Here is a 23,864-nt window from a genome sequence, read left to right as displayed (position 1 = left end):
CGCTTCTGTTTTAAATTGGTCAAAACCAGATTGCCAAGCGTGCTGAATTAAAACTAGCATCCGATAAAAATTTTTTCACCTTTTTTAGTGCTAACCTTTGGAAAAGGGTCAATTAGTTGATCAATAAAGCTAATATCTATTTTAAGATAAAAATTATTACCATCAATAACAATGCATTTCTTGGCATCCAAACCAAGCTGTTTAGCCCATGCAATCGCCTCATCTTGATTTTTTAGACTACCTTTAGCAGATACCAGCCTTCTATGGCCATACTTACTTTTCAGTTTTATAAGATTATCAATTATCTCTTTTGTTTCATCAAATTTAAATTCAACCGTATCTTTATCCGTTTTTATCGCATCTTTAAATGGAGCAAGTATTTCATTGAGTTCTCTTAACACATCGGCATAAACTTTAGCGCCATCCTGAAAAATTTTTAAATAATGTTTATTAATATTAGTAATACTTTGAAATAAATGTTTAGCTATTTCCCGGCTTGATTTAACTTTAGAAAAATTAGCATTATTAAATAATGATTTTTTTGAACCAGGTATATTTTCTTCTTTATATTTATCTATTACGCTACGTATCGTTCTAATTTTTTTGTCAATCTCTTCACTGTTTTCCCCCTCATAATTAAGACTATCCGATAACGATGTCATTATCTGATTTTCTATTTGTTGCCCTGCGCGTAGGGAGTTTGACGATAACAACAAACGGCCATTATTATTTATTATTTCTGCTGATTGAACTAATTTATTACTAGCTTCCTTTGCCATGGACTGAATTAATTTTTTATTGTATCCAACCAACTTTTCATTTCGGTTACGCCAACTTTTTAGTTCATTTAATTGAAGTTCTGAATTATCAATGATGGCTTTTTTATTATTCGCCTTAGGAAAATCAATATCAGCATTATCACCGTTATCATCATTTTTATAAAAAATGGATGCCTTATATATAAAGGGGTTATAAATTTCCATCTCCATTCCTTTACCGATATTGCCTAAAAAACCCAATCAGGGCACTTCATATTAGCCTTAAATTTCAGTAATATTAATCCAGTGCTTTACTTTTTAAATCGAATGTCGTTAACAAATTAACCAATAATAGCTCCACAAGTTACGACTCTACGTTGGCTCTCTTCCAAGTACATCTCTAATGCTTTTTTCACTAATGCGATGGATTCTTCATGATTTTTTTTAGTTATTTGCGCTACTTCACTAAAAGTACGTTCTTGCGCAGAATCCATTTGTGATTGCCCAGATTTTTCTGCCTGCGCTGTCGTATGCTGTTGTCCTGCCATCTGCCCCACCGATGCTGAATTTTGCTGCACTGCATTTGACGCCACGAAAATTTTTTGCGCTTCATTTTGCGCTTCGCGTCCAGCCACCTGTGAAAATTGGGATTTATTCTGAAATTCCTGAGCTTTAGTCATCAAGCTTTCTACTTATTCATCTCTGGGTCACGAGAGGCATTTAAGGCCGCATTTCAATGTTCTGTTGCAGCTGCGCTGTGTTTAACCGATTGAGTTTCATGAAGTTTCAGTGACGAATTTTGATTCTTTAAGCTCTTAATCGAACCAAAAGTTGCAGTACCCGCCATGGCAAGAGAAACCATTGCCGTTGTTATCGCTTGTTTTTGCCCTTCCTGAGCCGCCATAACCGTATTACTAGCACTTGATTTAATTGAGTCGTATGCGATCCTCCATATTGGCTAATTGACGACAAGTCTCTGACTGACTCAAAGCTGCCTTAATCATTGCCAGAAGTAAGCTATCCTGGTTACCTGTATAGCCATTCGCTAACTTTGTAATCTCCAAACGATTTATAGTATCAGCAATACTCGCAAGATCTTCATCTGATAGAGAAAAGTTAAATAATTGTTCTTTCTTTTCAATATTGGTAAGTAAATCCTCAAAAGCATTTTTCACATCACTAGCTTGAACCTTTCCATAACTCTTAACATCTGGTCGTCGTATTACAGATTTTTCCGCTTCATCCTGGGTGCTATTATTTATTATATTTTCTATATCGATTGGTGATAGAGACAATCCAGCTAAAGAAGTTTTTTCCTTATTTGAAATAGTATCGGCATCATCAATATTACGATCCGTTTGATACAAAATAGCTCTATTATCAGAAGTACTTATTGCTGTCATATTTTCCTGTTTAATTTAAGCACGCATAGACTTAGTAATATATTTACCAGTATTATTCTGAGCAGTGATTATCTCTGTTATATTAGAAAATAATTTCATAATGCTCTCTTGCAGAAGTTTATAAGTTGTAAATAAATTCTTTGAATCATCCATTAAACGATCAATTTCATACCGTTCAAACAACATATCAGCAGTGATCTTAGCTTTCTGGAGCTGAACATTGGCAACATTAACGTTTAAACCTCCTTGCGCTGCTGTATTGGTAAACATAATGACTTGATTACTCATAACTAATCTATTTCCGGTAATTTTCATTAAACGATGAATTTCTTCTGGTGTGCTTAATTTCATATTTTTAAATACAGATTTATTGATTTGCTGAGTTGTTTTTTCCATCATCGTTGAAATCTTACTGGCAATTTGTTCTAACTTTTTAGTAATCTCATCAATTATTTTTTTTACTACCGCTCATGTTTGCTTAGTTGCATTTTTTACCATGTTGGGAATAATTTTCTTTATTACCTGAACTATTGCTTGTTTAGCAACTTGTACCATTGAGGCAATAAAAGTTTGTGACATTTTTTCAATAAGAAACTTTGCCGCCGATTTCCCCACATAAGCTAAAGCAATAACGGCTGCAACCGCGCCCACCGCCGTTACAATGCCCTTTGTTATCCGACATATATCACAGTTCCTGCTGCCTTATCGATCTCTTTTAACAAACCACCCAGTGGTGTGTATTCCAATATCGCATCAACAACTTTACCTAACATCTCTATTAATGGCATAAAAACATGCTCCATTAACGGGCTCATGATCCTATCGGTTAATGATCGACCGGTCGCTTTTTCAGCGATAAAATCTGCCGCTAATAACGCTACACCAACAGCCATCAAAGCAATTCCAGCGCCGCCAAATAACGCACTGACTGCCCCAATAGCCATAACCAAACCACCAAGGATTTGCCCTACACATTTAGCTATTTTTTGCGTTTGTTCGGCTTTGCGTACCTGCAGGTCAAACTCTTGAGATCGGCGTTTCAATTCGTTTTGATTAGCCATCGCCCGTTTACGATTAATCTCAAGATCATCCTTTAATTTATCAACTGCACAATTACCGATATTAATAATTAGTGTTGATAAAATTTTTAATAATTCACCTGTATTTGAGAGAGTTTCTTTAATATGCTGTTCAATAGGTTTATCAGTTTCTATTCTGTCTGCTGCTTTGAATTGACTCAATTTATTAAGCGCATCATTAATTAAACCCGTACATTGAGCTATTTCTTTCATAGCAGTCTTACACTCATTTGAATACATCTCAAATGTGTCGTTTAATTAGACTAAGTCAGTTTCTTTTTGTTGAATAAATTCAGCAAGATCATTAATTTCTTCTACTAACTGGTTTTCTAAGGCCAAATCTTTATCAGCTAAGTTTTCTTTCAAATTTTAATAATCTATCTGTTTGTTATTTTTATCATTTTTTTTAGTACTAAGTTCTTTTTCAAGCTCATTCTTACTCAATTGTAAACTTTCAAGCTTGATTTTCATGCTACTTAAAAGCGCTAATTGTTGTTGATGTTCATGATTCAACTGATCTATTTCATTAAATAATTGATTAGCATTTTCAGTCTTAGCCTTTAATTTAACATTAAAAAGTTCAATTCTGAGTTTTAATTTATTTCCTTGAAGATCGACACTAATTTTTTGCATTTCAGCTAATACTAATAATAAATTACCTTTTTCTGACAGCGAAAATTTAGGCTTTCTAATCTACGGAATATCTATTGAATTATCAGATACATTTTTATTGTTAAACTCTGATGCTAGAATTAATTCTAATTTAGCTTTATTATTTAATTGAATACTTTCTTTGGGAGAAATAGTAATTTTATCTTTAATAACGCCGGCAATTTCATTAAAATGATCAGCATTTATATCTTCATTATTAAAATTATTAGAAAAATTTTTTCTTATATTAAATGTATCCATCTCTCCCATATAATAACTCCTAATTAAAAATATAAAACATTAAGAAATCGAAGTTTCTGTTTTAACTTCTATTTCTGATAATCTAGCTTCTTTAATAACTTTTCGATAGACTTCCGCTTTTTTTACTAATTTAACATCGGTACTTTCATTACAAACTAAATCAAAACAATAAAGTGCCTTAGCAATATCTCCCATTTGCAAATGGCATTGGCCTGAATAAAAAACCGGACAATGATTGTTTTTTGCCATTACATAAGATAAAGCATAAATATCACAGGCTTTAGCATAATCCTTTTTAAGCTGATAAACAACACCTAAGCAAATGAAATAATCAGCATTTTTTAAATCGTACATACATAGAAATTTAAAAAACTTTTCAGCTTCATCAAGCCTACCTTGCTGATAAAATTCATAAGCATGCGCATAAATATTCTCTATAACATTCTCATCTATTTCATAAATATCTTTTAGTGTGGCACCCGTATTCATAACGGTCAGAATAGTTTCTTCAAGACCAAAACTATCTTGTTCATTCTGAGTAAGAGATATATTTTCATTATTATAGGGCATAGTAGATCTCCTGAATTGCTATTAGCATTCATTTTCACAATTAAAACAGATAAATAAATCGTGTTCACATAAATAACGCTCATAAAAAATGTTAATTCTTTATGTAACCTCGCTATCCCACTCATTTTCAACTTTTTGTAACCAACTTAAAATTTTAATTATTTCACCAATTTCCTCTAAATTAATAAAAGAGTAAAGTTGATGGGTATTATATATTCGACGCGCTAATGCAATATTTTCTATTACCGGCACACTCTCTTTTTCAGCATAGGCGCGAGCAGCAAGCGCTCGTTGATTCTTCTCTAATACTGAGACCATTGGTATAGCAACTATTTGCGGATTTAGATAGATACCAATAATGACATGTGTTGGATTAGCAATCATAAATTTTGAACTCTTAATATCTCTTTTTACTTGTTCGGATAAAATCTCGACATGCAATTCTTTTCTTTTTGATTTGATTTCAGGATTTCCTTCCTGCTCTTTATGTTCACGTTTAACTTCATTTTTATCCATCTTTAAATCTTTAATATGAATAAAATACTCTGCAACAGAATCTAAAATCAAGACAATAATAGATGACAATAATAAAATCGATAAGTAACGTTTTCCATACTAAAAAAATATCTTGAATATTTAAATAAATTTGAGCAAAAATAACTTTTTTATTATTACCCCAATAAATATATGTAACAATAAAAAATACTAAGATAAATAAAAATGTTTTAATGAAGTCTTTTATCGTTCTAATATTGAATATTTTTTTAATTCCATTGATAGGATTTAAAGTATTAAAATCTAATTTTAATACTTTAGTTGCAATTTTAAATCCTGTCTGTGCCATCGTCGTAAGCATAATAATTAATATACATAAAAAAAGAAAAGGTAAAAAAATCTTTAATGCCGAAAATAAAAGGACAAAAGTATAATTTAATGGTGTAATACGATGATTATTTTTTAATGTATTCGCCCAAATATCTATTATGGCTGTGAAATTAATATAATTTGTCAAATATAAACAACCTAAAAAAATAAGACAACTGATAACTAAATCTTTACTTTTAAAACTTTTTGCTTTTTGAGCTGCATCTTTTAGCTTCTTAGGCGTTGGTTTTTCCGTTTTGTTTGCTGACATAGTATTCCATTAGATACTGTTTTCAATCAATTTAAAAGATATTTGCTGCATGACTAATACCGTTTCGCTAAAAGATGAAGAAAAATAAATCATCAGTATAGTAAAACAAATTAGACTTTTAACAGTTAAAGCAATAGAAAATGGATTTAATTGATGTGCATATCGACCAAGTAACCCAAGCATAATTTCAGTGGCTAAAAAAATAATAATTAATGGACTCGCTAACATTATCGCTTTTGAAATTGCATAAGAAATAAAAGTTAAAATATTTGAAACTGATGGCAATTCCATTGAAAAAGGTAGCCACAAACGATAACTATAATTATAAATTTCTAAAATAGTTATAACCCCACCATTAGCTAAAAATAGTGTCACCGCGAATAAATTAAAAAAATTAGCCAGCTCGGATGTATCCACACCATTAATAGGGTCAATACTACTACTTAATGTCGCTCCTCTTTGATTATCAATAATATTTCCTGCTATTTGTAAAACACAAAAAGGTAAAGAAATAAAAACAGCAATCATTAATCCAATAATAATTTCTTTTAGCAAGATGACTAAATAATTGGTCGATTCAAATTGAGGTAAATCATATGCATCATATGGCCATACACCCATAGCAATAAATAGTGAAAGAGGAAATTTAATCGTGGAGGATAGAATATTGTTAGATAAAAATGGAATAATAGAAAATATTGGAAAAATACGCGAAGCTACGACAGCTAAATGAGACAAAAAATTATAAATATTAAAATAAAAATTAGTATCTATATGCATAATATTAAATCACGATAGTGCTAGCTTAATAACTTCATGAGCATAACTTAACAGAACTTCGCTATACCAACCTGATAGTAAATATAAACATCCCATTACACCAATTAATTTTAATCCAAAAGGCAATGTTTGCTCTTGTAGCTGAGTTATCGTCTGAAAAAGCCCAACAATTAGCCCAATAATAGTAGCGACGATGACCGGAAATAATGAAAAGATCAATATTAAATATAATGCCTTATTACTTGCAAAAATTATATTACTCATAAACTTTATATATTATCCTGTTGCTAGTTCAATATACTGAGTTATTAATCCTTTTGGATAACAAGCTCCATCCATCTAAGCATATAAATAAAATTAATTTTATAGGAACAGATATTGTTACCGGACTCATCATCATCATTCCAAGTGATAATAAAATACTTGAAATAAGTAAATCAATAACAACAAAGGGCAAATATAAATAAAAGCCGATAGTAAAAGCGCTTTTTATTTCACTTAAGGCATATGCAGGAAGCAATGAAATAATAGAGCTTTCATTACCATTTTCATATTGATCATAATTTCCATCATCTGACTTTTGATGTAACTTATCAAAAAATGACACTAATTCTTTATCTGAATATTTTATTAAATAATTTTTATATCCACCTAATCCAGAGTTTACTGAATTAATAATAGAATCAATATCTTTATAATCTATATTAACCTTATTAAATTCTTGATAACTGGTTTTCACTACAGGCAGTAGCACAAAAAATGACAACATTAATGCAACACCATTTAATACTATATTAGAAGGAATTTGTTGTAGTCCTAAAGCGTTCCTAGCCATAATAAAAACAATAGAAAATTTTATATAGCATGTGCCAGTCGCTATAATAAATGGTAATAAGGCTGAAAACGCCAATAGGGTAATCAGAGAAATATCATTATTCATAATTTCTACTTTTACTCTCTGTATTAACAATTGTTTATTTTTCGTTATGAAATAAATGAGTGATCTCTACACCCAATCTATCTTCAATCCAAATTATATTTACTTTTGCAATTAAAACCCCATTAGCAACAATTTTAATATTATTTTCTGCGGCTAAGTCACATGGTAGTACCTTACCTTGAAAAATGCTTTCCAATTCTGATAAAGGAATTTTATTTTTCTGTAAAATATATTCAAGTGTAATGGGTATATCACCTTTAGAGCCTAACTTATCACTAGATTCTATTAGATTATCATCGTCATTGATTGTATCATCAATATTATCATTATAAAAATTTGTATTTATCATATAGACTCCATTATCATTAGTAAAATGTCCGATAACTTTATTTTGAATAACCACATCATGTGTTTGCTAATTCACAAATAAAATATCACCCACATTAACCTTATTTAAAGTTAATACAGTTATATTGCTGAATCCCATTCTTAAAATTAGTTCCACTGAGATGTGTTCACATTTATATTTTTCTAATTTACTTACATGATTCAAGTTATTATCAATATCATGGATCCAGATATTACCATAATCTGTTCTGAGCATAGCGATGATATTTTTATAATCGCTATCATTACAATTAACTTTTCCATTACTATATAAAGTATTAAATTCTAATTCAGAAGGTAAAAATTCATTTAATGTATAGCTATTTAAAAAAAGAGTTTCTAATTCATCAAATTTCCAGGCATACATAGATAAACCGCTTAAATCTGGTTTTATTAATTCTAACCATTCTCTAAGGTCTATGATCCCTTTGCAATTTTTATTGGTAGAAAAAGATAATGATAGCTCTCCATTTGGTAATGGAAATCTTTTTTGACTAATTCCTTTTTTTTGCCAAGTAATTAATAATTGTTTTAAATTAATTTCTTTGTGGCTTTTTATAGGAAAATAATTTTTTATCATTCCTCATCCTCAAAGAAAATTTAGTATTTATCACTTTTTTCATTAAATTGATCCTTATTGTCTTTTCTTATAATAAGAAGATTTTTTTCAGAGTTACTATTATTATTCAAATAACTATGAATTCTATTATCAACCAATGAATCTGATGGATTAAAGCTAAATATTCGATAACATTGGAATTTTTTATTTATACTTATATCCACATAATGTGTTTTTCCCCATTTTTTGAAAAAATATTTCAACTCTTTATTTTCATTGTAATTAATAAAATTATTTTTTATACATTTATTTTTTTGTAAATTTTCCAATGATGGCATTTCAATTTTTTTATTAAAAGTTCTTTTGGATAAAATAAGTCTTGAATGGTAATTGCAATCAATATTACTTTTATAACTTATTGGCATTGTTTCATAACTTGGTGTTAAATTCATTTCTTGATAGTTAAATAAATTATTTACCCTAATTTGTTTGCTCTGCCCACGGGATGATGAACCAATAAAGTGAATTAAGTTAGTTATATAATCTGTATCGATTGTATTATTAATACTTAATTTATTGGCAATATTTTCTTTTTTTATAACACTATTTTCATGTTTTACATAGTGTATCCGGCCAGATTTTTTATCAGTTGGAACATATTTTTTATGATTACTAAAGTTATCATTTTTTAATTCCTCTATATTTCGAGAAGCCTTGAATATTGATTGATTACTCATTATAATATTTTCTATGCTAACATCAGATAATCTTAAAGAAATATTATAAAGTTGATTATCTACTATTGTATTATCTTTTTCTTCATTTTTCATTAAGATATCAGTTTCATCAAGATCATAGCTATATCTACCATCATGAAATATAGTATTATCATATAATAAATTACATTAGTTTTTGATAAATCGATTTTAGATAATGGTTTGCTATTTTTTATATTTTCTTTAATGATATCATCTAATGAGCATGTCCCATTCTGCTTTGATTGTATATTAAAAGTTTTTATTGAACTGACTTTTGGCATAAAGAACTTCCTCTATTTCATTTTCTTCAATAAGATATTTCCTTTGAATAATTTTAACCATTTCTTTTTTAATAAAAAAATATACTTTTCGCTTTTCATATGTAAAATTTTTTTAGTGTTTAATTTTTCTTTCTTTTCTAAAATAACAACTTGATGATCAGCTTCCTTTTTTGCTTTCTCCAATTTTAAATCTATTAATTTATGATTAAATACCGCTTGTTTTCTTTTTATTGAAAACAACTCATCTCTTGATAATAACCCCACATTATTAATATCTGCCAATAAATTACTAACAAATAAAATTTCTTTATTGATTTCTTTTATCTCATTTTCAATTATCAGTATTCTATTATCTAGGTTTTGCAGTAAAATATCGTTCTGATTTATTTTTTGACATATTAAAGTATGCCTTTTTTTTACATTACGATAAAATCTCATACATCTCTTGCTTTATTGATTCAAAGGATTTTTTTTCATCTGGAGATTGTATAAGCCAACTATTTATTTTGTTATATTTATATAACATCTGATCGTTTTCACAGTTTTCGCCTTCTTTATATTCACCTAAATCAATAAATATTTTCAATTCTTCAATTTTACTTAAAATTTTTCTAACTTGAGCAGCATGACTCAAATGTTGTTGATCACATATGTGAGAAGCTACACGACTTATACTTTGTAGAATACTAATAGCTGGGTAATGACTCTTTTCTGCCAATTTACGATTTAAATAAATGTGTCCATCAAGAATAGAACGGATCTCTTCTGCAATCGGATCAGGCTCATCATCACTTTCTAATAATATAGTATAAAATGCTGTTATTGCCCCCCCCCCTTTTTGTGTAAGACCTGGCCGTTCCAATAATTTTGGCAATGCTTCAAAAATACAGAGGCAGGATATCCGCGTCTGGCTGGCGGTTCTCCTGCAGCTAATGCAACGCGTCGCGTAATGCTCTGGAATAACGTGTTATTGAATCTAAAAACAGTACTACGTTACTTCCTTCATCGCGAAAATATTCTGCGATTGTTGTAGCAACCAGAGCAGCATTTACCCGATCTATTGAAGAGTAATCAGAAGTGGCGTAGACGATAACACATTTATCAATATGACCAGTTTGTTTCAGTGTATCGACAAATTCAGTCAACTCACGCCCCCGTTCACCAATTAATGCGATAACAAAAATATCTGCACTGGCATGTTGTATCATCATATGTATAAGTGATGTTTTTCCACATCCAGCAGAATCAAAAATACCCAATCGTTGACCAATTCCACAGGTAATTAGCCCATCGATCGCTTTAATACCGGTTACAAATGGATGTTGTATTGGTTTTCTTTGCAAATAATTTGGTGAACTTTGGTTGATCCCACGCTTTTCATTAGTTAATAAACCACTTTTTTCTTTAAAACCTTCAGCAATGTCTCCCATTGAATTTATGACACAACCTAATAAATCTGATGAAAGTTTTATGGTAAAATGTTCTTTTGATGGAATAATAACACTCTCTTTTGAGATCCCTATCGATTCACCAATTAGCCCTAGTATTACAGTATCTTTTCGAAAACCAAGAACTTGTGCCTTAGCAATAATTTTCGTGTCTCGCCAATTTTTATGAATATGGCAAATTTCACCAATTTCACAATCGGCAATATTGGCTTCAATCACTGTTCCTAATAGCGACTGAATTTTATATATTATATGGCTTAAAGTAATTTCATTCATTAACAAAGCATCTCTGAATAATTATTTATTAAGTGGAAGAATTCCTCTAACGCCGCAGAAAAGCTGGCTCCATCGACTAAATATGCAGGAGCTACGACGCCTGCCAAATTAATATATTGATTACGAGAAACTAATTGTAACTGTTTTGTCACGGTAAACAGGCATTCTTCCATTAATTTATTTAATATCTTTTCGCTTAATTGACAAATCAAATTACTACTCACTTCGCAAAGAGGGCTCCACAGCCATACATAATTATCATCAATACTTATATTGATATCTAATGAATCACTAAATTCTAATGTAATCGTTGAATGTCCATCAAAATCAGAAATTAAATTTTTATCACAACCACTATGTGCTAGCGCATCACGAACTAATAAGGCAATATCAATATGCATACTCTCTCCATTTAGTTTTAAATCGTTCTCAATACATTTACGGAAACCGTTTCTGTTAATTCACCAAAAGAAATAACATCCACATTGTTAAATTTATTTTCAACAAACTTTTTTAAAAATCTTCTAATATCAACTGAACATAAAATTACAAAATCATTATAAGATAACGGCATGCTATCTAATGCTAATGATATTTTATCTAATAAATATTCAGATTCTTTAAGTTCTAAATTCAAAAAAGCACCGGCCGAGGTATTTCGTATATTACTCCGAATAACCTCTTCATTTTCATTTGATAATAAAATAACGTTTAAATTATTTCCTCGCGAAAATTTATGACAAATATATCTTCCTAATGCACTACGAATATGTTCGACAAGTAAAATAACATCTTTCTCTTTTGGTGCCCATTGTGCAATAGTTTCCATAATTAATTTCATGTTTTTTATTGATATTTTTTCATTAATTAGCCGTTGTAATATTTCTGCTATTCTTTGAATTGTTGCATGCCTTACGACTTCCTTAATAAGATCTGGATACCTTTCTTCTAAATTATCAATTTCTTGCTTAGCTTCTTGTATACCAAAATATTCGTGTACATAACGAGTGAGTATATTGGCTAAATTAAAATAAATTTCATCTATATAATGGCGACATAAATATCCTATTTCTTTTATTTTTTCATAATCCGTTTCATTTATCCAAATATCATTATTAATAGTAATCTTTTCAATCCCAAGATGTTCAATTTCATCTGTCTTATTAATAAGACGATATCCATCGTATCTAATATAAAATTGATCTGCTTTTATTTCATTAATTAATAGCACTATGGTATTTTCTTCTAAATCATCAGAATCACTTATTATGATATCAGGCAAATTTATTCCATAATCTAGATAAAATTTATTTTTTAATTTAGCAGAAATATTTTCTTTTTTTAAATTTTCAATTACGCTTTTATTAACAACCAAAATTAAAGGGATCGTTTCATTTGTTTTTTTATTAATCACCCCTTGATTATCTATCTCTAAGTCCGTTATTTCATTTTTTTCAATCAATGCCGTATCTTCTTTATTTGGTTTATTTCTTTTAAATTGAAGATAATACATGCTAGCTAATATTGCCGAAATCAATAAAAAAACAATAAAAGGAAAGCCAGGTAAACTGCCAATACTCAATGCAATAATTGCTGAAATAATCAAAATTAAAGGATTAGTTAATAACTGGTTAATGATCGTTCTACCTAAGTTTTCATTATCACCATTAACCCTGGTAACAACAAAACCTGCCGCAACCGCTATTAATAAAGCAGGGATTTGTGCAACCAATCCATCACTTTTGATAAATTTCATTGCACCATCAAAAGATCCATACAGCTGACTTTCCCGTTCGACAACACTGCGCCAACGTTTAGCTTCTTCTGCATCAATAATACTAGAGCGTAGATCAGCATCGATACTCATTTGTTTGCCTGGCATACCATCCAGAGAAAAACGGGCAGCAACTTCTGCAACACGTTCTGACCCTTTGGTAATAACCATAAATTGTACAATAGTAACTATGGCAAAAATGGCAAACCCAACAACTAAATTATCAGCAATAACAAATTGCCCAAATACAGCGACAATCTCCCCTGCATCAGCTTCACTTAATATTAATCGACTTGTACTGACGGTTAGGGATAATCTAAATAATGTGGTTATCAATAAAATGGCAGGGAATGATGAAAAATTTAGTATTCTATTTACATAAAATGAAGATAAAAATACTAATGCGGATAAAATAATATTTAACGCGATTAAAAAATCAATTAAATATGTAGGTAAAGGAATTGCCAACATCGAAATGATGACAAAAACTAAAATTAATACAAACAGCTCTGAATGTTTTTTTATTTCATTTAGAAATTTATTCATATTTACTCAAATATTATAGTGATTTATACTATCTTAAATGAAAAAATTATTTAATTTTTCTATCAACTGCTCTTTTATTATTTCTTTATCATTCATATCAATAAAAATACATAGTGGCAATTTTTTTATTAAATTATAAATTAATTGAGTTATTTTTCCTTTATCTTCATTACCACTATCCACTTTTAATAATAAATCTAGAAAATTACCTATAGCATTAGGTTTTTCAAGTGCACTAATAAAAAATAATACTATGTTTAACTCCCGAAAGGGAATTGCTTTACTTTTATAATAGTTAATTAAAGATTCAATAAAGAATTTATCACATGATTTTATTGTTTTTATTTGATTTAATCTTGACAAAAGATTACCAAATTCTATTCGGCTACAACTGGGATCATTGGAATTAATATCAGTAATCGTTGCATTTTCGATAAATTGCAAAATTATTTCTCGATTTTCTGTTCCATAGGTTGAAATCCAGTTACCATAAATTTGTATTTCATATAGATCCGTTTCAATAAATTGTCTATAGCTCTCACGCAGTAAATAGGGTTCAACATCTATTTTAGAGCTAAATATACGTGCTTTAAGAGCAACATTAATTCCTGATTTTAATCGTTTTTTATTCGTAGTTTGTTCTACATAACTTAATACATCTGTTATTTTTTTTCTTTTTTTTCATGTAGCATATTACGCCTAATTAAAGCTCGTAATACAATTACTAAATCACTATCATCAGTTATTAATTTTCTAAGCTGTGCTACTAAATTTTGGGGAGAAATTTTTGGCGCAGATAAAATATTTACTACTTTATCGATTTTTTGATCGATTTCATCATCCAAAACATAGTCAAATTCATTACAATTTTCTAATTCAATTTTTTTAACTAATTCTCTTCTCTGTCTAGTTTGCGATAGTAATAGTGCTTTTCCTTGTTCATTACCAAATTTTTTTTGGTTATATTGATGCCTTTCTTCAATTTTGCTCTCACTTTCATCGTCGAGTGCCTCGTATCGATCCACTTTTTCCTGAGTATTCACTTTTTCCATAATTAATTTTTGCCTATGACGCAGCATGTACTGGACAATATTATAAGAATTATTTATGTTATTACTCATCAACGATTACTCAAAAAATTTGACATCCAATTTTCTAATTTATTATCAAATCTATCTTCTATTACTTTTTTAGCAATATTTTCTGCACTCAAACCTAAAGGATTAGTAATCTCTTTAGGTTGAATAAGAAATACTCTCACCAAACTATCCTTTTTTTCAGTAGTATAGCAAAATATATTACCTAAATAAGGAATATCTCCCAGTAATGGTATTTTTTCTTCTATATTTCTATGTTCATCACGAGTATAACCACCAATTAATAAGCTTTTATTCTGAGGTACTCTAGCAATAGTGCTAATATCTGTTCGTCCTATTTCTGGTAAATGATCAGTTAACTGTTGCCTCGACTTCCGTCTTGAACGGTAATCATCATTTCTATTTGATTATCAAGAGTAAACCTAGGTAATACGCTAATGGCTGTACCATAAGTAACATTTTTTAAATCTATCGCTCTTTCTCCAATCAATTTAGTATAAAAAGTTCGATTATTATCAAATATTGCTGGAATATTTTCTTGTGTTAGTACCATTGGCCGAGAAACAATATTTGCTTTATCATTCCTTGTTAATGCAAATATATCTGCCATAAAACTAGCCCCATCAATAGTGCTTGTTCCTGCATTTATCGATATACCTAATTTTTGCCCAATATTAGCACCACCACTCCATTTTATACCAAGCTGATCAAGCGCTTTTTTTCTATATCAATAATCCATACTGATAGTTCTATATGCCTTTTAGTGATATCTAGCTGTTCTACAATCTTTCGTAATAAATAATTTACTTGTTCTTTATTACCTTTTATTAATAAGCTATTATTACCAGGATTAGATATAATAGAAACCGCACCTTTATTTAACGATAAATCTTCTGTTAGTAATGAATTATTATTCTGATTAGCTAAATCATCTTGATTTTTTTTAGCGTATGCGTTTTTAATTTTGCAATATTACTACTTGAAGCATCCATCAATTTATTTATTATTGATGCCATTCCTGGAATAATAATATCATTAAGCCTATATTGATAATGACGATCCTCTACAAAAGTATTATATAATGGCACAATTGCTATTTTTTCTTGGCCATCAAAGCTTGTAGTCACTTCATCTAAAAACTGAGCAGTATTAATTATCGTCTCAATATAGAGCCAAGATATATAAAATAAACGATTGTTACTACCTGAGCGCAATGGGTAACGTTCATCATACAGACCTGAATCTTTTAAAAAATTTTTTATCTCAGAAATTGTCGTATTATTTAAGGTAATAACAGTATCACGCATTTCAATTGCATCACAAATATATATTACTTGACTATTATCGTACCACATCAAATTAAGTTGCTGAGTAATGTCTTTTAAGGTATCCAGTGGATATTTAAGATCAAAATCGCCAGTTATTTTCTTTTTTACAGCAAGCTGACTAACTACGATTGGTTTATTAATAACCGAAGATAGGGCATCAAAAACACCACGTATAGTTTGATTTTTAGCAATATAACCTGATTCGATATTTTGCTCTGATACAGCTTTAGAACTGGACAATAATATGAAATTTAAGAACACTAAAAAAATTAATATACTACTATCTTTTCTTATCAATAATTTCTTCATCGGTGACACTAGATCCTTTCCTTTGATAGTATCTTTTTAACCGGCTCGGACTTATCCCCAAAAAACTCTTCACTTCATCAGAAAAATGAGACAAATTGGAATAACCATATTTAAAAGCTATTTGTGTAATATTATGATTTTTATCGTTTAAATCTAATAACGCATTAACTAATCGCCATTTTTTTAACTCAGTTTTAGGAGAATTACCTAATGCATTTCCTGCTAATTTTCTAAAGTAAGAAACAGATAATCCATATTTTACACTCATTTTCTGTAATTTTTGGTTTCCTTCTAACATCGATTCTTCAAGCAGAAAACTGACAATACGATATTCTTCATTTTGGCGTAATAAAGAAGAAAGCCTTTCTGCTTTTTTTTCTTTATTAATTTGTTGACTCAAAAACCAATATTCAAGATTTTTTTGTTTTTTATAAGTATCAAAATTAAAATTAATAAAAGCAGAAAGGTAATTATTCTTAAAATTATGGATTTGATTATTTGCTTTATCAATAAAAGCCTGCATTTTAGCTAAATGTAAGATATTTTCTTTTTTTAACCTGATTTCACCCGATAGGACATCTATTTTAGAAGGTAAAATCATCATGATCCCACTCTCTCCAATATCGAAACAGCAAATTTCTTGATTTCCTTTTGAACTAATACGAAGTTCTGTTTTACTTACTGCCGTAACATAATAAAGAACTGGATTTTCTAATAAAATTTCGTCATATTTTATCCACATAGATTCACTCTGCCGCAAAACTTGCTCCTTAACATGAAACCAGCTTCTAGCAAAAAACACGATCTCATTAAACCTTAAAATAACCCAAAGATCACAACCAAATTATGACGAAATCATGACTATTTACATTTAATGTTCAATGTTAAACGCTGAAAACTATCCTTTATTGTATTTGAAGAACAAATACCCTCTTTGAATACAGGTAATATTCTACCAATACTTTGCATATAAAGCCCACTTTGCCGCTTATCATGGTTAGGAATTTCGTATAAATAATCATTCTTTGCATTTAAATCAATAAGTTTTACATCACTATTAAAACAATATCCTCTACCATAAATGGTTATAATCAAATTTTCCTGTTTAAACAATTTTCTCAATGAATATATGCAACGAACAACTGATTCATCTTTTACTTCGCCACCTTGCCAAACATAAGCAACGATATCATCTTTCTTTATAATCTTTTTACTATTAGCCACTAGACAACTTAATGCCCTTAATTCTTTAGGTGGTACTGCAATAATTTCTCCATTTTTCATCAGCATTTCATTGCAATGCAATCGATAATCTAAAAATTGAAAAACTAAATCTTGATGTTTCATAATAAGCATCCTCTTCTACAACTTTATTTAATAGTCTAATTAATAGCCATCCTTGAAAAGGGTATCCATAATAAAATTGCTCTACACTATCCGTTATTCTACAGATTTTTTATTATTTACATTAAATAAAATGATTGAAGGTTAAACAACTCTTACCACTAATATGAATAAATTTAAATTTTTTAATTCCATTACTTAACTCCGCTAATGAAAACATGCATCAGGATGATTTTTAAATAATAAAATATATAGGAAGTATAATAATATATTATAATAGTTATCTATTACAAGAAAAGATTAAAGTCATATTACCTCAATTATGCAATTTGTTTTTATCGATCCGTTTACGCATTATTGATAGCCTAAAACTATCAAAAAATAAACATCTTAATAACTAATTGATAATAAAGAATATTATAATATTTTTTATTTATGTATCAAAAAATAAACATAATCAATGCATTCTTAATTTAACAATAACATTTAATGCTTAAAATTATCCAAAATGAAACATTTTATTATCTAATAATAAATATTTTTTAAACTTTCACAATAAAATATTCTTTTTTGATATTTTATTTGATAATAAATTTATTTTGTTATTTCTAAATATTTTATCAAATAAAATCTACTGTTATAAATTTATTATTACTTACACTCAACATTAATTTATTGACTAATAAAATAGTTTATTAAATATTTTTAATGATATCTCAATCTATTTATGTTTGTTTTTTAAACAAAAGTAGATATAAGATACTTCTTCCCCTTTCAATGCAAAATTATACCAATAAATATATATTTGATATGTACTGCAGGCTTTTGTTCACAACTAATTAATTCATCATCTTTTAATGCTCCAATTTTTCTTATCATTAATTTTTTTGCTGTATAAAAATAAACTTAAATTTTAATAACTAATATTTCGTTCACTCTATAAAAGTTAGCTATTCTTTACCGCTTCAACTAGCCACTAAATAGCCACGTTCCTTTTATTGTAAGTGATAATTTTATTTTTAAGCTATTTTTTAATTTTCTATAAGCACTAATTAATGATAGTAATTATCTTTATAAGCTATCATTAATAGATTTTAACACTAAAATAAAATCAAAATATGATTCTTCCATCTTACATGATAAATAGAAATTTATTTTATATTGTGAATAAAAATTTCATACAATAAAATTTAACTTACATTATGATTATGCAAACAAAAATATAACAATATTTTATTTTTGTTTGGAAATACTTAGTTGATTTTCATATAAAAAATCAATATCAAGACGTAATGAAAATAAAAGAATAGATTATTTTAAAAAATAATTCATAAGAATATTATGAAGTCTATATTTTCTTTTAAGTTGTAATATTTCTTATTTACCAATCTACCATTATAAATACCACATTTTTAGTAATTTAATATTATAAAAACAAAATATATATTATATTAACGAGAAATAAATAAAATATAAAATATTTGTTATTTTATAAAATACGCTATTACTCCTTAGCATATTGGTGTAGGATAAATATAATACACGAGTTTCGCACCAATAAAAAAACGCTCTATTTTTAAGTTTAATTCAGCATAATATGTAAATAGATAAAAACTTATAAATTAAATATAACTTATTGCAAATTAAGTAAATTTATGCATTTCAGTAACTTGCAGATTAATCATTACTTTTAAGCCATTTCTAGAATTTTATAGGCCTGGGCGAAACTCGTGTAATAGTACAAATATATCAAATAGACCCTTTGGTTAACACGAATCTATTGTAATTCTATCCATTTATACAACTATACTTATTGTCATATAATGAATTAACACTGATTAGAAAAAAATATAAGGATTATAATGGCAAAATTTTCAACTATTTTAATTCATGGTGGAAACCAGCTTGATAAAGCTAATAATGCGCTTTTCCCCACTATCACCACAGCAAGTAGTTTTATTCAACAAAATATTGATGTAAATGGTGAATTTAGCTACTCAAGAATTAAAAATCCAACTCGCTATGCATACGAAACGTTACTTGCCGATATTGAAAAGGGTATTTATGCTACCGCAACCGCATCGGGTGTCGCTGCAACATTACTAGTATTAAATTTGCTACCACAAAACTCTCATATTATTGCCATGCAAGGGGTCTATGGCGGTACTTACCGTATATTTGAAAAGTTAATCAAAGAAACAAGTGGTCATCAAGTTGATTATATTGATCTCAATAATCTCCAACTAGTCAAACAGCATTTACGCAATAATACCCGTCTGATTTGGATAGAAAGCCCTACTAATCCGCTATTAGAACTTGTTGATATCAGTAAAATTTGTCAGTTGGCAAAAGAAAATAACATCATAACCTGTGTCGATAATACTTTTGCTACTGCCTGGAATCAAAAACCCCTTGAATTAGGCGCTGATATTGTCATGTTGTCTACCAGTAAATACATAGGCGGACACTCAGACTTAATCGGTGGCGCGGTTATCACTAATCAATCTACAATAGCCGATAAAATTGATGCTATTAAAACAACCATCGGTGCTATTGCTTCACCTTTTGATGCTTATCTTGCATTAAGGGGATTAAAAACTTTAGATCTTCGCATGACAAGACAATGCGCTAATGCACTGACAATTGCCAAGTTTTTAAATAATCATCGTAATATCACAAAAGTATACTATCCAGGGCTATCAGATAATCCCCAGTATCATATTTGTCAGACACAAATGAAAACTGGTGGCGCTGTTGTTACCATTAACATTAATGGCAATCGAGATAACGTAAAAAATATTATCAGCAAATTGCAATATTTTGTTCTGGCTGAGTCATTAGGTGGTGTTGAAAGCATGGTAAATCATTCAGCAACCATGTCCCATGCCGCTATGACTGAAGATGAAAGAGTAAAAATGGGCATTTACAATACAACATTACGTCTATCCGTAGGGATAGAAGATATTGACGATCTACTTAACGATTTAGAGCAAGCACTTAATTTTTAATACTCAGCTAGAGACAGGGTATCGCAATGAATGACTACGGAATTTGGACAGTAATTACGCCGCTTATCACTATTATACTCGCGATAATAACACGTCAAGTGATCTTATCATTATTGATAGGTATTTTAGTTGGTTATACCGTTATTAACGATCACAATATTTTGTTAGGCATTCAAGCAACACTAACAGGAATTATTGCTACTTTTGCCTCCCCCGGCAATACACAAACTATTATTTTTATTTTGTTAATTGGCGGAATTATGCGGTTAATTAGCGTCACCGGCGGTGTTAGAAGTTTAGTATATTTACTAACCAATAAAACGCGTTTAATAAAAAATAAAAAAGCAATTCAACTGCTAGCCATGTTTATTTCAATAATCATTTTTATTGAGAGTTCTATTAATCAATTAGTCGCTGGTGCTTCCACTAAAAATATTGCTAGATATTATGGTGTTTCCGCAGAAAAAATGGCCTATATTATTCAAACCTCTGGTGTCTCTGTATGTTCTTCTGTCATGATCAATGGTTGGGGAGCAGCCATGATGGGGGCTATTAGCGTACAAATCTCTAAAGGTTTTATTTCTGGCGACCCATTCGAAATTCTTGCTACCGCTATGCCATATAATATTATGGCTTGGTTATCACTAGCTTCAGTACTATTTTATATCCTCACCGATTATTCATGGGGGCCGATGAAAATAGCTGAACAAAAAGCGATTGCCAATCAACATCGATCTCATCAGCCATCTTCCATTACTGATGAGGAAGTCATTGATCATCCAGCAACCAACACTGTATTGAACTTTTTTATTCCTATTCTGGCAACGGTTTTAATGGTACCTATCGCTCTATATATCACCGGTAATGGCGATTTCACTAAAGGCAGTGGCTCAACCTCAGTTTACTGGGCAGTTTATTTGGTACTTTAGTCTCGTTTATCTGGTTTTTAGCCCGCCGCATTTTGACGATCGAAAGTTTCTTTAAGGAAATTTATATCGGTTACGCCAGCATGATCAAAATTAGCTCAGTGATGATTTTAGCTTTTTTAATGGGCAATGTTTCTGCCGATCTTAATACTGGTGCTTATATTGCACAAATTTCTTCAGGCGTGTTGCCGGCAGGGTTTTCGATAGCTTTCATTTTCTTAATCAGCGCTATCATGTCATTAGCAACCGGCACTTCATGGGGAACTTTTGCTATTATGATCCCAATTGGCGTGCAATTAGCGCTTTCCGTTAATATGCCTACCGAATTAATGATCGGAGCAGCAATTACCGGCTCGATTTTTGGTGATATGACTTCGCCAATTTCTAGCGACGCCATCGTTGCTTTAATGGCGACTGATTGCGATCATATTGAACATATCAGAACCCAGATGCCTTATGCTATTGTTACCGCAATAATCGTATTAATTATTTATCTCTATTTAGGATTCAGCCAATAAGACAAAATGGCATGCATAGAGAAACAGCGCTATCAATTAAAGATGTAAGATGAATTAATAGCATTTATAATACGATGCAAATATTATTAAAAAAATTATATGATTAATTATAATTTATGTAACAATAGCAAGGAGAAGGTGTGCAATATCAACAGCCTATTCGTCGTTTAAGGCGATTACGTCAAACAGAAACAGTTCGCGCTTTATTTAAAGAAACAATTTTAACGCTAAATGATCTTATATTGCCCATTTTCGTGGAAGAAGAAATTAAAGATTATCAGCCTATTGCAACTATGCCTGGGGTTTTTCGTATCCCGGAACACAAATTACCTTATGAAATCGAACGGATCGCTAAAGCCGGGCTCAAGTCAGTGATGTTATTTGGTATTTCCCATCATCTTGACGAAACAGGTAGCGATAGCTGGCAAGAGAATGGTTTAGTTGCCCGTATGTCAAAAGCCTGCAAGGATAGCGTACCCGATATGCTAGTCATGTCAGATACTTGTTTTTGTGAATACACCTCCCACGGCCACTGTGGTGTTTTAGGTAGCAATGGCGTTGATAATGACGCAACATTACTCAACCTCGGCCGACAAGCAGTCACTGCGGCAAATGCTGGTGCTGATTTTATTGCGCCCTCTGCCGCAATGGACGGGCAAGTCAGGGCAATTCGTGGGGCGCTGGATAAAGCAGGTTTTACTAACACCGGTATTATGTCCTATTCAACCAAATTTGCATCTAACCTTTATGGCCCTTTTCGCGAAGCGGCAGGTTCTTGCTTAATTGGTGATCGCAAAAGTTATCAAATGGATCCAATGAATCGTCATGAAGCAATTAGAGAATCATTGATAGATGAGCAAGAAGGCGCTGACGTTTTAATGATAAAACCTGCTGGTGCTTATCTCGATATTATTCGTGATATTCGTGAGCGAACTGAACTGCCATTAGCAGCTTACCAGGTCAGCGGTGAATATGCCCAAATTAAATTTGCTGCTCAAGCAGGCGCGATTAATGAAATCGATGTTGCGCTAGAAACATTAGGTGCCATCAAACGTGCCGGTGCTAATCTGATTTTGAGCTATTTTGCGTTAGATTTAGCAGAAAAAGAGTGTCTTTAAGCAATTTAGGTTGACAAAAATTGTCAGATGCTAGCGATTCTGAATTAATTGATAAATCACTATACCAAGGTAAGTTACCAATAAGGTACTAACCACATGAATTAAGATTTCCAAAAATCCATGATAGTAGGGCTGTTGCTGAAAGGAGAGCATAACTTCCAATGAAAAGGTAGAAAAAGTTGATAAACCACCACAAAAACCGGTCATTACCATCAATCGCCACTCAGGTGATAAGGTATAATGGTTAGCAAAATAAGCAAAAGCAAGACCTAATATAAAACTAGCAATAACATTTGACAGATAAGTCCCTAATGGTAAAAGTGCAATTAATGGATTTAATTTGGTTGACAAAAGCCAACGTGAGATACCACCAAGCGCAGAGCCTATTGAGATCGCCAAAAAGATTTTAATCATAAATTTATTTCATCCAATAGAACACATCATCAGCAATATTTTGTGCCATTTTTTCTATAGTAGCAATCGCCTTGATATAACAAATAATTAATAGTAAATAATACAATAATAATTTATTAGTATTCCCAATAGCTGGAAATTATGCCACCCTACCGCCTAAATTCACGTCTTTGATCGCATTAATCGTGATAAGTTA

26 protein-coding genes and 6 pseudogenes are annotated in these 23,864 nt (G+C 30.2%); 3 read left to right on the top strand and 29 right to left on the bottom strand.

All coding sequences use genetic code 11. The features are described 5' to 3' along the window. Window positions 1-53: 53 nt before the first annotated feature. The 28 genes and pseudogenes from V3224_RS11075 to V3224_RS10940 all read right to left on the bottom strand — a co-directional run bounded on the left by V3224_RS11075 (window position 54) and on the right by V3224_RS10940 (window position 17,687). Window positions 54-1,019 (bottom strand): IpaD/SipD/SspD family type III secretion system needle tip protein, encoded by a 966-nt coding sequence (locus V3224_RS11075; RefSeq protein ID WP_334470523.1) that lies wholly within the window; start codon window positions 1,017-1,019, stop codon window positions 54-56. An 80-nt stretch (window positions 1,020-1,099) separates the two neighbouring features. After that, window positions 1,100-1,438 (bottom strand): hypothetical protein, encoded by a 339-nt coding sequence (locus V3224_RS11070; RefSeq protein WP_334470521.1) that lies wholly within the window; start codon window positions 1,436-1,438, stop codon window positions 1,100-1,102. Between the two features lie 53 nt (window positions 1,439-1,491). Next, window positions 1,492-1,662 (bottom strand): hypothetical protein, encoded by a 171-nt coding sequence (locus V3224_RS11065; RefSeq protein ID WP_334470518.1) that lies wholly within the window; start codon window positions 1,660-1,662, stop codon window positions 1,492-1,494. A 22-nt stretch (window positions 1,663-1,684) separates the two neighbouring features. Beyond that, window positions 1,685-2,161 carry a hypothetical protein gene (locus V3224_RS11060; protein ID WP_334470516.1) on the bottom strand — a complete coding sequence of 159 codons (477 nt, stop codon included), beginning with the start codon at window positions 2,159-2,161 and terminating at the stop codon, window positions 1,685-1,687. 15 nt (window positions 2,162-2,176) lie between these two features. Next, window positions 2,177-2,560 (bottom strand): hypothetical protein, encoded by a 384-nt coding sequence (locus tag V3224_RS11055; protein ID WP_334470514.1) that lies wholly within the window; start codon window positions 2,558-2,560, stop codon window positions 2,177-2,179. A gap of 69 nt (window positions 2,561-2,629) precedes the next feature. Then, on the bottom strand, window positions 2,630-2,812 hold the full coding sequence (locus tag V3224_RS11050) for a hypothetical protein (protein ID WP_334470512.1): 183 nt from the start codon (window positions 2,810-2,812) through the stop codon (window positions 2,630-2,632). A 20-nt stretch (window positions 2,813-2,832) separates the two neighbouring features. Further along, complete coding sequence (gene sctE / locus V3224_RS11045) at window positions 2,833-3,453, bottom strand: type III secretion system translocon subunit SctE (RefSeq protein WP_334470510.1); 621 nt, start codon at window positions 3,451-3,453, stop codon at window positions 2,833-2,835. Between the two features lie 156 nt (window positions 3,454-3,609). Further along, entirely contained in the window at window positions 3,610-3,873 is a 264-nt protein-coding gene (locus tag V3224_RS11040) for a hypothetical protein (protein WP_334470509.1), read from the bottom strand. Window positions 3,874-3,933: 60 nt separating this feature from the next. Next, window positions 3,934-4,161, bottom strand: coding sequence for a hypothetical protein (locus V3224_RS11035; protein WP_334470507.1), 228 nt, complete (start codon window positions 4,159-4,161; stop codon window positions 3,934-3,936). Window positions 4,162-4,191: 30 nt separating this feature from the next. Further along, a complete protein-coding gene (locus V3224_RS11030; RefSeq protein WP_334470505.1) occupies window positions 4,192-4,722 on the bottom strand; it encodes a SycD/LcrH family type III secretion system chaperone in 531 nt (176 codons plus the stop codon). 99 nt (window positions 4,723-4,821) lie between these two features. Further along, a pseudogene (locus V3224_RS11025) lies at window positions 4,822-5,857 on the bottom strand (EscU/YscU/HrcU family type III secretion system export apparatus switch protein). Between the two features lie 9 nt (window positions 5,858-5,866). Continuing rightward, window positions 5,867-6,637 (bottom strand): type III secretion system export apparatus subunit SctT, encoded by a 771-nt coding sequence (gene sctT / locus V3224_RS11020; protein ID WP_334470503.1) that lies wholly within the window; start codon window positions 6,635-6,637, stop codon window positions 5,867-5,869. A gap of 9 nt (window positions 6,638-6,646) precedes the next feature. Beyond that, on the bottom strand, window positions 6,647-6,901 hold the full coding sequence (locus V3224_RS11015) for an EscS/YscS/HrcS family type III secretion system export apparatus protein (protein WP_032115431.1): 255 nt from the start codon (window positions 6,899-6,901) through the stop codon (window positions 6,647-6,649). A 12-nt stretch (window positions 6,902-6,913) separates the two neighbouring features. Beyond that, window positions 6,914-7,577, bottom strand: a pseudogene (locus tag V3224_RS11010) (EscR/YscR/HrcR family type III secretion system export apparatus protein). 34 nt (window positions 7,578-7,611) lie between these two features. Then, on the bottom strand, window positions 7,612-7,926 hold the full coding sequence (locus V3224_RS11005) for a FliM/FliN family flagellar motor switch protein (RefSeq protein WP_334470501.1): 315 nt from the start codon (window positions 7,924-7,926) through the stop codon (window positions 7,612-7,614). Between the two features lie 66 nt (window positions 7,927-7,992). Next, window positions 7,993-8,544, bottom strand: a complete 552-nt coding sequence (locus tag V3224_RS11000; protein WP_334470499.1) for a hypothetical protein — start codon at window positions 8,542-8,544, stop codon at window positions 7,993-7,995. A 20-nt stretch (window positions 8,545-8,564) separates the two neighbouring features. Further along, a complete protein-coding gene (locus V3224_RS10995) occupies window positions 8,565-9,353 on the bottom strand; it encodes a SpaN/EivJ family type III secretion system needle length determinant (RefSeq protein WP_334470497.1) in 789 nt (262 codons plus the stop codon). Window positions 9,354-9,574: 221 nt separating this feature from the next. Continuing rightward, window positions 9,575-10,000, bottom strand: coding sequence for a hypothetical protein (locus V3224_RS10990; RefSeq protein WP_334470495.1), 426 nt, complete (start codon window positions 9,998-10,000; stop codon window positions 9,575-9,577). Then, window positions 9,984-11,286, bottom strand: a pseudogene (gene sctN, locus V3224_RS10985) (type III secretion system ATPase SctN). The gene V3224_RS10990 and the pseudogene sctN overlap by 17 nt, the downstream one beginning before the upstream one ends. After that, window positions 11,286-11,687, bottom strand: coding sequence for a hypothetical protein (spaK, locus tag V3224_RS10980; protein ID WP_032115437.1), 402 nt, complete (start codon window positions 11,685-11,687; stop codon window positions 11,286-11,288). The pseudogene sctN and the gene spaK overlap by 1 nt, the downstream one beginning before the upstream one ends. Window positions 11,688-11,704: 17 nt before the next feature. Then, on the bottom strand, window positions 11,705-13,606 hold the full coding sequence (locus tag V3224_RS10975) for an FHIPEP family type III secretion protein (RefSeq protein WP_334470492.1): 1,902 nt from the start codon (window positions 13,604-13,606) through the stop codon (window positions 11,705-11,707). Window positions 13,607-13,639: 33 nt separating this feature from the next. Continuing rightward, window positions 13,640-14,050 (bottom strand): hypothetical protein, encoded by a 411-nt coding sequence (locus tag V3224_RS10970; RefSeq protein ID WP_334470491.1) that lies wholly within the window; start codon window positions 14,048-14,050, stop codon window positions 13,640-13,642. 84 nt (window positions 14,051-14,134) lie between these two features. Next, window positions 14,135-14,658: pseudogene (locus tag V3224_RS10965) on the bottom strand (HrpJ domain-containing protein); the annotation flags it as partial. 68 nt (window positions 14,659-14,726) lie between these two features. Next, entirely contained in the window at window positions 14,727-14,867 is a 141-nt protein-coding gene (locus tag V3224_RS10960; RefSeq protein ID WP_334470917.1) for a hypothetical protein, read from the bottom strand. Between the two features lie 33 nt (window positions 14,868-14,900). Then, a pseudogene (locus tag V3224_RS10955) lies at window positions 14,901-15,256 on the bottom strand (EscC/YscC/HrcC family type III secretion system outer membrane ring protein); the annotation flags it as partial. A 370-nt stretch (window positions 15,257-15,626) separates the two neighbouring features. Continuing rightward, window positions 15,627-16,340 (bottom strand): hypothetical protein, encoded by a 714-nt coding sequence (locus V3224_RS10950; RefSeq protein ID WP_334470489.1) that lies wholly within the window; start codon window positions 16,338-16,340, stop codon window positions 15,627-15,629. Then, the gene (locus tag V3224_RS10945) at window positions 16,312-17,100 is read right to left on the bottom strand and encodes a helix-turn-helix domain-containing protein (RefSeq protein ID WP_334470487.1); all 789 of its coding nucleotides are present in this window, start codon (window positions 17,098-17,100) and stop codon (window positions 16,312-16,314) included. Before V3224_RS10945 ends, V3224_RS10950 begins: the two co-directional genes overlap by 29 nt. A gap of 101 nt (window positions 17,101-17,201) precedes the next feature. Continuing rightward, window positions 17,202-17,687 carry a winged helix-turn-helix domain-containing protein gene (locus V3224_RS10940; protein ID WP_052044885.1) on the bottom strand — a complete coding sequence of 162 codons (486 nt, stop codon included), beginning with the start codon at window positions 17,685-17,687 and terminating at the stop codon, window positions 17,202-17,204. A gap of 1,859 nt (window positions 17,688-19,546) precedes the next feature. Between V3224_RS10940 and V3224_RS10935 the strand changes: the two genes are divergently transcribed. From V3224_RS10935 to hemB, 3 genes and pseudogenes are all read left to right on the top strand, one after another. Further along, entirely contained in the window at window positions 19,547-20,692 is a 1,146-nt protein-coding gene (locus V3224_RS10935; protein ID WP_334470484.1) for a trans-sulfuration enzyme family protein, read from the top strand. 26 nt (window positions 20,693-20,718) lie between these two features. Further along, window positions 20,719-22,136: pseudogene (locus tag V3224_RS10930) on the top strand (Na+/H+ antiporter NhaC family protein). 140 nt (window positions 22,137-22,276) lie between these two features. Then, the gene (hemB, locus tag V3224_RS10925) at window positions 22,277-23,254 is read left to right on the top strand and encodes a porphobilinogen synthase (protein WP_334470482.1); all 978 of its coding nucleotides are present in this window, start codon (window positions 22,277-22,279) and stop codon (window positions 23,252-23,254) included. Window positions 23,255-23,284: 30 nt separating this feature from the next. Here the strand turns inward: hemB and crcB are convergent, their stop codons facing one another. Continuing rightward, complete coding sequence (gene crcB, locus V3224_RS10920; RefSeq protein ID WP_334470480.1) at window positions 23,285-23,668, bottom strand: fluoride efflux transporter CrcB; 384 nt, start codon at window positions 23,666-23,668, stop codon at window positions 23,285-23,287. Between the last annotated feature and the right edge of the window lie 196 nt (window positions 23,669-23,864).

The sequence above is a fragment of the Arsenophonus sp. PmNCSU2021_1 genome (genome assembly GCF_036919435.1).
GTDB lineage: Bacteria > Pseudomonadota > Gammaproteobacteria > Enterobacterales > Enterobacteriaceae > Arsenophonus > Arsenophonus nilaparvatae.
This window is presented reverse-complemented; position numbering and strand designations above follow the sequence as displayed.